Consider the following 11,551-nt stretch of genomic DNA (forward strand, 5'->3'; position numbering starts at 1 on the left):
GTCGCAGAACTCACTTCGTTATTCATGGGATCGCGAAAAAATTGATATTAAACTAAAAATAATTATAGCTCAGATTCATCAGAATTGTGTTAAATATGGCAAAGAAGAAGATGGCTATGTAAATTATGGTAAAGGAGCAAATATAGCAGGTTTCGTTAAGGTTGCTGATGCAATGATAGCGCAAGGCATTGTATAATACACTGAGCCAATAAAAAAGCCTCTTTACATTTAGTAAAGAGGCTTTGTACTCAGAGCGGGAATCGAACCCGCACGACTTTTAAGGTCACAGGATTTTAAGTCCTGCGTGTCTACCAGTTCCACCATCTGAGCAGGTGAATAACCTTTTAAAATGAAATGCCTTCTACTGAAGGCATTTTGAGCGAAAGACGAGATTCGAACTCGCGACCCCGACCTTGGCAAGGTCGTGCTCTACCAACTGAGCTACTTTCGCGTTGGTATTGTTGTTTTATTGTACTCAGAGCGGGAATCGAACCCGCACGACTTTTAAGGTCACAGGATTTTAAGTCCTGCGTGTCTACCAGTTCCACCATCTGAGCATAGTCTTATTTCAATATCTGTTGAAATGATGACTGTTTACTTAAAAACCTGTAAAGGTTTTTAGAGCGAAAGACGAGATTCGAACTCGCGACCCCGACCTTGGCAAGGTCGTGCTCTACCAACTGAGCTACTTTCGCATTGGTTTCATTAAATCATTATCCAATGATTCCCTTTTTAAAACAATAATTAATAACCTTGTTTCCGTTTGGGATTGCAAATATAAATACTTTTGTATTACCGTCAAGTTATTTTTTATAAAAAATGCTGCGGTTAAGCTAAGCCATTGGTCTTTAGTACTTCCGAGATTAAATCGCTTTCAAAACCCTTCCCCATTAAGTAAGAAGTAAGCTTATATTTCCTCTTGTAATCGTCTTTTTCTTTAATGGAGGGTAACTTTTTATTCGCTAAAACGAGTATAGTTTCTAAATACTCATCATAATCTATTGTTTTCAGCGCGTTCAAAATCATCTTTTCAGTTACCCCTTTCAATTTAAGGCCCTGTTTGATTTTCATCTTTCCCCATTTCTTTATCTTAAATTTACCAGAAACGTAAGCCATCGTAAAGCGCTCCTCGTTCAAAAAGTTTGTCTGTATAAGTTCGGAAATAATTTCTTCAACCTCATTTTTCCAAAGCCCCCATTCATAAAGTTTGTTTCTGATTTCCTGCTGAGATCTTTCCTGATAAGCACAGTAGTGCTCAGCTTTTGCCAAAGCCGCTTTCTTATCTAACTTTACGGTTTGTTTTTTTGATGAATCGAGCATTTACAATATTACAAAATGTGCTTGTCATTAGTGTGATTTATGTTTAAACAAGAATTTCTTATTTAAGTGCGGTGTTTTTATCAAAATCTTCATTGGGCTGGGTTTTAATGTCTTGTAAATGAGTAAAAAGCGCTAATTATCTCAAACATTTTGTTTGTTTTAGGGTTTTTTTATTAAATTATTGCTGAAAAGGCGTATTTTAGCTTCGTTCGGATGTCATTTAGTTAACTCTCCTTCTATGGAACCAAAAAAAATATTGAAAGTCGGATTAGATTCTGCAGCGCCATTTCCTATGCATTCAGATTACAATTCTGAAAATTTTGAAGGTTTCGAAGTCGACTTAATGAAAGCCATAACCGAACATCTTGATCTGGAGGTAGAGTACGAAGTTTCATTATGGGCAACCATTCTCGAAAAGCTGTTTAAAGGGGAGCTGGATCTCATCTGCTCTGCAGTAACGGTTACACCCTCGCGGAGGCATATCCTTGAATTCAGTAATCCCTATCTGCATTTTAGATTATGTGCTGTAGTTAATAATGATGATGACATAAAGGACATAAATGACCTTAGAAATAAAACAATCGGTATCAGAGAAGCAACCGAGGCAGAGCGATATGTTCATGTTAATTTCCCGGGCAACAATATGGTACATGCCGAAACAAACAAAGAATTATACAGAAAGTTACAAGCAGGAAAAATAGACCTGCTTATCGATGATTCACCAATTGCAGGCGGGTTTTTACAAAAAAACAAAAAACTAAAAGTAGGGATGTATCTGCCTAAAACAGATTCTCAATATGCGATTGCCATGAAAAAAGGGGATACTCAGCTTCGTGATCAGTTTAACGAAGTTCTGGGTCTTTTAAAGGAGAATGGAACCTATCAGACGATTTATAAGAAATGGTTCACTGATATTCAGTTTTAGAAAAGCTCATATAAAGACCATACTTTTAGAACGAGCTCTCATTCATTTCTTTAAAAAAGTTTAATTTTGAGGCATGAGCAATCCCAATTATTCCATTTCTCTTATTGCCGGCATTTTAAGTGCAAAATCATACATAGCCAATGATCAGGCTATAATTACCAAATTGGTAATTGATAGCCGAAGCGTAATTGATCCGGATGAGTCTTTATTTTTTGCTTTGAATGCAAAAAGAAATGGGCATGAGTACCTTAAAGATGCTTATGCAAATGGAATTAAGAATTTTGTAATCAGTGATGAGGATTACATTGGTAGTTTTCCTGATGCTAATGTCCTGTTGGTTGCTGATGTATTAGTTGCGCTTCAAACTTTAGCAAAATACAACCGTGAACATCATACACTAAAAACAATTGCGATTACCGGAAGCAATGGTAAAACTATAGTTAAAGAGTGGTTGTATCAATTGCTTGCAGCTGATTTTAATATAGTTCGAAGTCCGAAAAGTTTTAATTCTCAAATTGGTGTGCCTCTTTCTGTATGGGAAATTGAAGAGAACCATACCATGGGGATATTTGAAGCAGGTATCTCCAAATCTGGTGAAATGGATAGCCTTGCCGAAATTATACAACCAACAATAGGTATTTTAACCAATATTGGTGAAGCACATGCAGAAGGTTTTTCTTCCGTTAAAGAAAAGCTGCTCGAAAAGTTAAAGCTCTTTAAAAATGCTGAGTTGTTTATTTATTCTCCGGAATATACTGAGGGATTAAGTTTAGATGATTTACCAGGCAAATCAAAATTCTCCTGGAGCTTTAAACAAAAAGCAGATCTACAGATTTTATTTATAGAGCCAATAGATGGCAGGAATTATATAAGAGCGAAGTTTAAAGGCGAAGAAATAGAGTGCTTAATTCCGTTCAGCGACAAAGCTTCTCTTGAGAATGGTGTTATTTGCTGGGCCACCTTGCTTGCATTGAATTACACACCTCAGCAAACAGATGCTTTGTTAGAAAAGCTGACACTTGTTAGCATGCGTTTGGAACTGAAAAATGGAATCAATCAATGTTCAGTTATTGATGATTCTTATAGTGCCGATATTTCCTCATTGGCCATTGCACTTGATTTTTTAAACCTGCAGAACCAGCACCCTAAAAAGACTCTTATACTTTCTGATTTGTATGAGACGGGGAAAAGTGATGAGGACCTGTATGCAGAGATATCCGCCCTGCTTAAGCAAAAGAATGTAAACAGGCTGATAGGGGTTGGACCCCATATTTCTGCCGCTGCAAAGCTATTTGATATGGAAACTTCCTTTTTTGATAGCACATTAGCTTTTATCGAGAACTTTCCATCTCTTCATTTTAGTAACGAAACTATTTTAGTTAAAGGAGCCCGCAGGTTCGAGTTTGCCCGGATCAGTAAACTGATTACCCAAAAGATACACGATACGGTTCTGGAGATCGATTTAAATGCGTTGGCAGGCAATCTGCAGTTCTATAGAAATAAAGTAAAACCTGGCGTTAAAGTTATGGCAATGGTAAAAGCTTTTTCTTATGGTAGTGGTAGTTTTGAAATTGCCAACCTGTTACAATACCATAAGGTTGATTATCTGGCTGTAGCTTATACAGATGAGGGAGTGGCGCTTAGAAAAGGAGGTATTTCTATGCCTATTATGGTAATGAGTCCTGAACCTTCTGCTTTCGACGCTATAGTTAAGCACAAGCTGGAACCTGAAATTTATAATCTGGATATTCTAAAAAGCTTTATCAGTTTTCTAAGTGAAAATGTGAAAAATTATCCCGTCCACCTCAAAATAGAAACAGGAATGCACAGGCTAGGTTTTGAAGAACCGGAATTGGCAGATCTTTTACAACAATTAAATGAAACCGAGAAAGTAAAAGTGATTTCTGTATTTTCTCATCTGGTTGGAAGCGATGACCCCCAACATGATGAATTTACGGCACATCAATTGGAAAGATTTACGGCCGCGGCAGATAAGATTAAGGATGGAATAGGCTACTCATTTATCAGGCATATTTCTAATACATCAGGGATTTCCCGTCACCCCGAGGCCCAATTGGACATGGTTAGACTTGGAATTGGACTGTATGGTTTTGACGGAGGGTTATTTCATAATAAAGGGCTCCAAACTGTAGCAGTTTTAAAAACTACAGTAACTCAGGTAAAGCCTATAAAACCTAATGAAACGGTTGGTTATAGCAGAAGGGGTGCTCTGCCCAATGGAGGCATGATCGCAACCGTTAAAATTGGTTATGCCGATGGATATAACCGTAAATTTGGAAATGGCGTTGGTAAAATGCTGATTAACGGTCAGCTTGTACCTACTGTTGGTGTGATATGCATGGATATGTGCATGTTGGATGTAACTGGTTTAGACGTGAAAACGGGCGATGAGGTGATCGTTTTTAATGGAAAGCTTACCATCTCTGAGTTAGCAAAACAAATAGATACCATACCCTACGAAATATTAACAAATGTATCTCAAAGGGTAAAACGAGTGTATTTTTATGAGTAGTTTTATCTAAGTTTGCATCATGAATAGAATTGGTAGGGCGTTGTTAAATTACCTTATTAAAGGGTTGTTGATTGTGCTGCCTATTGCACTAAGTATTTTTATTGTGATTTGGGCTGTTACTACGGTAGACAGCTGGTTAAATGTAAACAATATTCTCGGAGTAGATCCAAGAACCGGGGCAAGCAGAAATATTCCCGGACTAGGCTTAGCATTGGTAATTTCCATTATCCTGGCTGCAGGAATTTTTGTAACTAACTTTGTTACTGAACCAATGTACAACTGGTTTCAAAAAGCTTTAGACAGGCTTCCTGTGGTAAAGTTTATTTACTCATCTATTAAAGATCTTACTGAAGCATTTGTAGGCGATGAGAAGAAGTTTAATCACCCGGTGCTTGTAGAGGTTGAAGGAGATTTAAAGAGGATAGGCTTTCTTACTCAGGCTGATCTTAAATCAATAGGACTTCCTGGAGAGGCAATTGTTTATTTCCCATTTTCGTACTCTTTTGCCGGTCAGGTTTACGTTGTTAAAAACGAAAAGATTAAGTCGTTAAATATGAGTGCTGCGGATGCCATGAAGTTGGTTGTATCTGGCKGAGTTAGCCATTTCTAAAATAATATGATCAAAATTTATCATAATAATAGATGTAGTAAAAGCAGGTGTGCGTTAACTATTTTGGAAGATAGCGGAAAGGAATTTGAAGTGGTCAATTACCTGGAAACCGTTCCTACTGTTGAAGAATTGCAGACTATTGTCGGTAAATTAGGAATTGCTCCTCCTGAGCTCGTGCGTAAATCAGAAGCTCTTTATAAGGAGAATTATAAAGGGAAAGATCTTTCTGATGACGAATGGATCGCAGCAATGGTTGAAAATCCAATATTGATAGAACGTCCGATATTAGTTTCTGATGATCTCGCCGTTATAGCAAGACCATCAGAAAAAATTTATGACTTTCTTCAACAGCCTGTCTAGAAATTCGGTTTTAGAACATACTTCTCATAGAATCTGAAAATATGCTCGGTAGCCTCTTCGGCCGTATCAACTAGTCTGAATAGGTTTAAATCCTCTGCATGAATGTTATGCTCCTTGTTTAGCATAGTGCTGGTTATCCAGTCCACTAATCCACTCCAATAATCCTTACCTATAAGCACAATAGGAAATCTTGCAATTTTACCTGTTTGTATAAGTGTTATTGCTTCAAAAAGCTCATCCATGGTACCCATACCGCCGGGTAAAACAATAAAGCCTTGCGAGTATTTCATGAACATTACCTTTCTTACAAAGAAATAATCAAATTCAAGGAGCTTGTTATGGTCAATGTACTTATTGTGGAATTGTTCAAAAGGCAATTCTATATTTAGACCAACTGACTTGCCACCATTTGTATGTGCACCTTTATTCCCTGCTTCCATGATACCGGGTCCGCCGCCAGTAACAACTCCGTAGCCACGGTCTGTTAGCAGTTTGCCACACTCAACAGCTATTTGGTAATACTTATTTGTTTCAGCAGTTCTTGCCGATCCAAAAATGGTTACGCATGGGCCTATTTTTGCCAACTTTTCAAAACCGTCAACAAATTCGGCCATTATTTTAAAAATCTGCCAGGAGTCGGTAACTTTTATTTCCTGCCAGTTCTTGTTCTCAAATGCGCTTCTTATTTTCTCTTCACTTGTCATTCTAATAGGTATTATAATATTTAAAATTTGGTCTGGGTTGTAGTTTGTTTCCCAGTTATCCAAAGAAGTATAAACGTAATCAGGCCATTTAATATGATAAGCTCAAAACCCAGGGCGTAATTAAACCAGTTTAAAGAATTTATATCTATTATATAGCATAGTATTGRCGAGACGATACAGATATAAGGTACAAGCTTATCTGTTACAGCTTTTTTAGTCAGCATACCAAAACCGAATAATCCTACCAATGGACCATAAGTATATCCGGCTGCTTTGAATATCGCGTTCACAACAGAATCGTCATTAATGAGTTTAAAAACCATGATCACAAGAACCATTAATATTGAAAAGCCAACATGCACATAATGTCTTTTACTTACCAGTTTTGGGTCGTTTTGATCAGCCTTTTTATCGAAATGTAAGAAATCTACGCAAAATGAAGTGGTTAAAGCAGTCAATGCCGAGTCCGTTGTCGCAAATGTTGCAGCGGTTAATCCGAGCATGAAAATAATGCCGGGAATAACATTCAGGTAATTTAACGCAATTTCAGGGTAAAGGTGATCTGGCGTTTTTAATGCAGCCACATCAATTCCATTTTTTGCTGCAAATAGGTACAATAAAGCGCCTACACTTAAAAAGAAGATGTTCATTACAACAAAAACCGCAGTAAAGGTGAACATGTTTTTTTGCGCTTCACCTATTGTTTTCATGCTCAGGTTCTTTTGCATTAAGTCCTGATCAAGCCCAGTCATGGCAATGGTTACAAAAATACCCCCAAGGAATTGTTTAATAAAGTGCGTTTTACTGCCCATAAAATCTTCCCAAAAGAAGATTTTTGAATAGCTGCTGTTTTTTACCGCTTCAAAAGTGCCGGCAATATCCAGGTTTAAAGACCTTGCAATAAAAATGATAGATAGCACCACAGACAGGAGTAAGAATACGGTTTGTAAGGTATCGGTAATGATAATGGTTTTTAATCCTCCCTTATGGGTATAAAGCCAGATAAGCACCAGACAGATAACGATGGTGAGCCAAAAAGGGACATTCCAGGCATCGAATATGAATTTTTGCAATACGATAGCAACAAGGTAGAGTCTGAAAGATGAGCCAATAGTACGCGAAACTAAGAAGATAACAGCACCACTCTTATAACTCCAAAAGCCTAAACGCCTTTCAAGATAGGTATATATAGAAATGATGTTTAACCTATAATATAAAGGCAATAGTACCGTGGCGATAATGACAAAACCGACAGCATTACCCAGTATAAACTGGAAATAGCCAAACTCGCTTTTACCTACCGCTCCGGGTACGGAAATGAAAGTAACGCCGGAAAGAGCCGTTCCAATCATTCCAAACGCTACCAGGTACCATTTTGAATTTCTGTTTGCTATAAAAAATGAAGCGTTGTCGGAGTTGTTTCGGGATGTAAAATAGGATACACCTATTAGCAGTGCAAAGTAACCGAGCAGAAAAGACAAAAGTATAATTGGACTCATTTTTTATGATTAGTTAAGATTCTAAATGTAAGAAACCCTCATGAGTTTCTACTTATAAAAATTAAATATCAGGAGATAAATATAAATTTACATTCACAATTTATCTAAGTTTGTAAGATGAACTTTTCTTCTAAATTGCTTGAGGACGCTGTTAACGAATTTTCGAAGTTACCTGGCGTTGGACAAAAGACAGCTTTAAGGTTGGTTCTGCATTTATTAAATAAAGAGCAGGAGGAAGTGGAGCATTTTGGAAATGCAATTGTAAGGCTTAGAAAAGAAATTAAGCACTGCGGCATTTGTCATAATATTTCTGATAACCATATTTGCGAAATATGCTCAGCACCTAAGCGCGAAAAGGAAGTGATTTGTGTAGTAGAAGATACCAGAGATGTTATGGCTGTGGAAAACACTTCTCAATATTTTGGCGTTTATCATGTGCTTGGCGGTTTAATATCTCCAATGGATGGAGTAGGACCATCTGATCTGTTTATTGATTCATTGGTACAGCGGGTCGCTACAACTCCCGTAAAAGAAATAATACTGGCACTTAGCGCCACAATGGAAGGTGATACTACACTCTTTTATTTGTATAAACGGCTTAAAGATTTTCAAATACCAATTACCACGATTGCCAGAGGAATTGCCTTTGGAGGTGAGTTGGAGTATGCTGATGAGATCACACTGGGAAGGTCTATTATTACCAGAGTACCTTATGAAAACTCATTAATTAAATAATTAGAATGGATTTTAAGAATAAAGTAGTCATAATTACGGGTGCATCATCTGGTATTGGAAAAGCATGTGCTGAAGAGTTTGCTAAACGCGGTGCTAGCCTGGTTCTTGGTGCCAGACAATATGTTACACTTTGCGAAATTACCGCCGATCTGGAGGCAAGATATGGCATAAGAGCTATTGCAGTTCAGGTAGATGTGAGTAAAGAAGAAGAATGTGAAGTGCTTGTTAAGCAGGCCTTAGTCACTTTCAGTAAGATAGATATATTAATTAATAATGCGGGCTTATCTATGCGTGCATTGTTCAATGATCTGGACTTGTCTGTATTGAAAAACCTGATGGATGTGAATTTCTGGGGTACGGTTTATTGCACTAAATATGCGCTGCCCGAGATTTTAAAAACACAAGGCAGTGTAATAGGGGTATCATCAATCGCGGGGTATCGTGGTTTGCCTGGTCGTACCGGTTATTCTGCTTCCAAGTTTGCCATGAATGGTTTTATGGAGTCACTGCGGACCGAATTACTTAAAACCGGTGTTCATGTGATGGTAGCCTGCCCTGGTTTTACGGCTTCTAATATTCGGGTTACAGCATTGGCTCGCCCTGCAAAGAAGTAATAAATTTTATTTTTTTTGATAAAAGATTTGCTGCTTTGCAAAAACAATTCCATATTTGCTTTAATGATACTTACAAACGGACTTAACAACTGGTGGTGGCACAACGCAATAGCGTAGTGTAACCCCGTTTTGAACGTTTTATTTTATATAAAAATATTTTGAGGGTTGCTTAAGGCAACCTTTTTTGTTTTACGACATTTTGAAAAACTTCTTTAAGAAGAAAATAACATGAAGAAAATACTTAACCACCTATTTGAAAACAAAACCTTCAGTAGAGCAGAGGCACAAAAGATACTTACTTCTATTGCCTTAGGCGAATTTAATACTTCGCAGATTGCCGCTTTTATTACGGCGTATGGGATGCGGAACATTACTGTTGCTGAGCTTCAAGGCTTTCGTGATGCTATGCTTGATCTTTGTGTGAAACTGAACTTTTCAGATTATGAGCTTGTAGATCTTTGTGGAACAGGAGGTGATGGTAAAGACACCTTTAACATATCTACACTTGCTTCTTTTGTTGTGGCTGGCGCAGGTCACAAAGTGGCTAAGCATGGTAACTATGGTGTGTCATCTGGCTGCGGTTCTTCAAATGTTATGGAGTACCTGGGTTATACATTTACTAACGAACAGGATATTTTAAAACGCAGTTTAGATACMGCAGGGATMTGYTTTWTMCATGCCCCGTTGTTTAATCCGGCMATGAAAATTGTTGCGCCTATACGTAAAGAATTAGGAGTTAAAACCTTTTTTAACATGCTTGGACCAATGGTTAATCCAGCACAACCTAAAAATCAAATTGTAGGCGTGTTTAGTCTCGAACTAGCCAGGTTGTATGCTTATTTATATCAGGATACTGATAAAAACTATACGATACTGCACGCGGTGGACGGTTTTGATGAGGTTTCGCTGACTTGCGATTTTAAAACTTTTAGTAAAAATGGAGAATCGTTGGTAACCGTTGCTGATCTTGGGTTTGCACAGATTGATGAGCAGGAAATAAAAGGAGGGGATACGGTTGAATCATCAGCAAAGATTTTTATGAGTGTGCTTAATGATGAATGTACCGATGCTCAACGAAATGTTGTGCTTTGCAATGCTRCACTTGCTATTCAGACAATAGATAACACTAAATCTTTTGCGGATTGTTTTTATGAAGCAGAGGCTTCTTTAATGAGCAAGAATGCTTTGAATAGTTTTAAAAACTTAATATCAAGGTAATGGATAAGAGACTGAAAGTATGTGGAATGAAGGTGCCATCAAACATCGAAATGGTGGCAGACTTGCAGCCTGATTATATGGGATTTATTTTCTATAATGGCTCAAAAAGATTTATTGCGGATCTTTCAGCTCAGTTTGTTAAGGATCTGCCTTCTAATATCAAAAAAACAGGTGTTTTTGTAAATGAAGAGCTTAGAACAGTGGTTGAACGGGTTTTGGAATATGGACTATATGCTGTTCAATTACACGGAAACGAATCTGCTAATTATTGTAGCCAGCTAAAAGCATTATTAGATATAGAAGTAATAAAGGCGTTTGGAATTGATGAACAATTTGATTTTGAGCAGTTGGAAGCATATGCTGATTCAGTTGATTACTTTTTATTTGATACCCAGACTCCCGATCATGGAGGTTCAGGAAGGACTTTTAACTGGGAGTTGCTTCAAAAATATGTGTTAGATAAACCATACTTTTTAAGTGGGGGAATTGATTTGGAAAGTATTGATGAAATAAACAGAATAAAAGATGTGCGTTTTTATGCTATTGATATTAATAGCAAGTTTGAATTGGAGCCTGGGCTAAAGGATATAGATAAATTGATTGACTTTAAAAATATGTTGTCCTATTGAGTTTACTCAACCAAGGATTTAAGAACAAGACTATGAACTATTTTGTAAATGAAAAAGGATACTACGGAGATTTTGGCGGAGCTTATATTCCGGAAATGCTATATCCGAATGTAGAAGAATTACGACAGAATTATCTTAAAATTATTGAGGATAAAGACTTTCAGAAGGAATTTCATCAGTTACTTAAAGATTATGTCGGCAGGCCCTCGCCACTATATCTAGCTAAACGATTATCGCAAAAATATAACGCAAATATTTTTCTGAAACGTGAGGATCTGAATCATACGGGTGCACATAAGATCAATAACACCATTGGTCAAATATTGCTTGCAGAACGTTTAGGTAAGAAACGTATTATTGCCGAAACTGGTGCCGGACAACATGGTGTGGCTACTGCTACAGTG

11 protein-coding genes, 4 tRNA genes and 2 pseudogenes are annotated in these 11,551 nt (G+C 37.4%); 10 read left to right on the plus strand and 7 right to left on the minus strand.

All coding sequences use genetic code 11. The annotated features are described in order from the left end of the window. Window positions 1–196, plus strand: a pseudogene (locus tag AC1DG9_RS17750) (NADP-specific glutamate dehydrogenase); the annotation flags it as partial. Between the two features lie 49 nt (window positions 197–245). On the opposite strand, the gene AC1DG9_RS17755 reads toward AC1DG9_RS17750, so the two are convergent. From AC1DG9_RS17755 to AC1DG9_RS17775, 5 genes are all read right to left on the minus strand, one after another. Next, window positions 246–330 (minus strand) — tRNA-Leu (locus AC1DG9_RS17755). Window positions 331–378: 48 nt separating this feature from the next. Next, a tRNA-Gly gene (locus tag AC1DG9_RS17760) sits at window positions 379–451 on the minus strand. 21 nt (window positions 452–472) lie between these two features. After that, a tRNA-Leu gene (locus AC1DG9_RS17765) sits at window positions 473–557 on the minus strand. Between the two features lie 65 nt (window positions 558–622). Continuing rightward, window positions 623–695: transfer RNA gene (locus AC1DG9_RS17770), tRNA-Gly, on the minus strand. Between the two features lie 133 nt (window positions 696–828). After that, window positions 829–1,320: a regulatory protein RecX gene (locus AC1DG9_RS17775; RefSeq protein ID WP_172660513.1), complete on the minus strand. Its 492-nt coding sequence runs from the start codon at window positions 1,318–1,320 to the stop codon at window positions 829–831. A 238-nt stretch (window positions 1,321–1,558) separates the two neighbouring features. Here AC1DG9_RS17775 and AC1DG9_RS17780 point away from each other — a divergent pair, with 238 nt between their 5' ends. The 4 genes from AC1DG9_RS17780 to arsC all read left to right on the plus strand — a co-directional run bounded on the left by AC1DG9_RS17780 (window position 1,559) and on the right by arsC (window position 5,748). Next, window positions 1,559–2,245, plus strand: coding sequence for a substrate-binding periplasmic protein (locus tag AC1DG9_RS17780; RefSeq protein WP_172660512.1), 687 nt, complete (start codon window positions 1,559–1,561; stop codon window positions 2,243–2,245). A 73-nt stretch (window positions 2,246–2,318) separates the two neighbouring features. Then, window positions 2,319–4,778, plus strand: a complete 2,460-nt coding sequence (locus AC1DG9_RS17785; RefSeq protein ID WP_337715218.1) for a bifunctional UDP-N-acetylmuramoyl-tripeptide:D-alanyl-D-alanine ligase/alanine racemase — start codon at window positions 2,319–2,321, stop codon at window positions 4,776–4,778. 19 nt (window positions 4,779–4,797) lie between these two features. Next, window positions 4,798–5,388, plus strand: a complete 591-nt coding sequence (locus AC1DG9_RS17790) for a DUF502 domain-containing protein (RefSeq protein ID WP_477634981.1) — start codon at window positions 4,798–4,800, stop codon at window positions 5,386–5,388. A gap of 6 nt (window positions 5,389–5,394) precedes the next feature. Then, a complete protein-coding gene (gene arsC, locus AC1DG9_RS17795) occupies window positions 5,395–5,748 on the plus strand; it encodes an arsenate reductase (glutaredoxin) (protein ID WP_288880907.1) in 354 nt (117 codons plus the stop codon). Here arsC and AC1DG9_RS17800 read toward each other — a convergent pair. Together AC1DG9_RS17800 and AC1DG9_RS17805 are read right to left on the minus strand one after the other, a co-directional pair. Beyond that, window positions 5,745–6,452: an LOG family protein gene (locus tag AC1DG9_RS17800; RefSeq protein ID WP_288880910.1), complete on the minus strand. Its 708-nt coding sequence runs from the start codon at window positions 6,450–6,452 to the stop codon at window positions 5,745–5,747. The two genes, arsC and AC1DG9_RS17800, sit on opposite strands and share 4 nt — an antisense overlap. A 20-nt stretch (window positions 6,453–6,472) precedes the next feature. Further along, window positions 6,473–7,951, minus strand: coding sequence for a sodium:solute symporter (locus AC1DG9_RS17805; RefSeq protein ID WP_477634982.1), 1,479 nt, complete (start codon window positions 7,949–7,951; stop codon window positions 6,473–6,475). Between the two features lie 117 nt (window positions 7,952–8,068). Here AC1DG9_RS17805 and recR point away from each other — a divergent pair, with 117 nt between their 5' ends. The 5 genes and pseudogenes from recR to AC1DG9_RS17830 all read left to right on the plus strand — a co-directional run. Further along, window positions 8,069–8,686: a recombination mediator RecR gene (recR, locus tag AC1DG9_RS17810; RefSeq protein WP_172660506.1), complete on the plus strand. Its 618-nt coding sequence runs from the start codon at window positions 8,069–8,071 to the stop codon at window positions 8,684–8,686. Window positions 8,687–8,691: 5 nt separating this feature from the next. Then, window positions 8,692–9,285, plus strand: a pseudogene (locus tag AC1DG9_RS17815) (SDR family oxidoreductase); the annotation flags it as partial. A 243-nt stretch (window positions 9,286–9,528) separates the two neighbouring features. Then, entirely contained in the window at window positions 9,529–10,518 is a 990-nt protein-coding gene (gene trpD / locus AC1DG9_RS17820) for an anthranilate phosphoribosyltransferase (protein ID WP_477634983.1), read from the plus strand. Beyond that, entirely contained in the window at window positions 10,518–11,147 is a 630-nt protein-coding gene (locus AC1DG9_RS17825) for a phosphoribosylanthranilate isomerase (RefSeq protein ID WP_288880914.1), read from the plus strand. Before trpD ends, AC1DG9_RS17825 begins: the two co-directional genes overlap by 1 nt. 32 nt (window positions 11,148–11,179) lie before the next feature. After that, window positions 11,180–11,551 (plus strand): pyridoxal-phosphate dependent enzyme (locus AC1DG9_RS17830; RefSeq protein ID WP_477634984.1); only part of this gene is annotated, 372 nt, incomplete at its 3' end.

The organism is Pedobacter sp. 05L430 (genome assembly GCF_056397585.1).

Bases quoted from the DNA above. Each gene is read 5' to 3' on its own strand.
- arsC (WP_288880907.1), top strand. From the start codon at position 5,395: ATGATCAAAATTTATCATAATAATAGATGTAGTAAAAGCAGGTGTGCG.
- AC1DG9_RS17775 (WP_172660513.1), bottom strand. From the start codon at position 1,320: ATGCTCGATTCATCAAAAAAACAAACCGTAAAGTTAGATAAGAAAGCG.
- AC1DG9_RS17800 (WP_288880910.1), bottom strand. From the start codon at position 6,452: ATGACAAGTGAAGAGAAAATAAGAAGCGCATTTGAGAACAAGAACTGG.
- recR (WP_172660506.1), top strand. From the start codon at position 8,069: ATGAACTTTTCTTCTAAATTGCTTGAGGACGCTGTTAACGAATTTTCG.
- AC1DG9_RS17780 (WP_172660512.1), top strand. From the start codon at position 1,559: ATGGAACCAAAAAAAATATTGAAAGTCGGATTAGATTCTGCAGCGCCA.
- AC1DG9_RS17825 (WP_288880914.1), top strand. From the start codon at position 10,518: ATGGATAAGAGACTGAAAGTATGTGGAATGAAGGTGCCATCAAACATC.
- AC1DG9_RS17785 (WP_337715218.1), top strand. From the start codon at position 2,319: ATGAGCAATCCCAATTATTCCATTTCTCTTATTGCCGGCATTTTAAGT.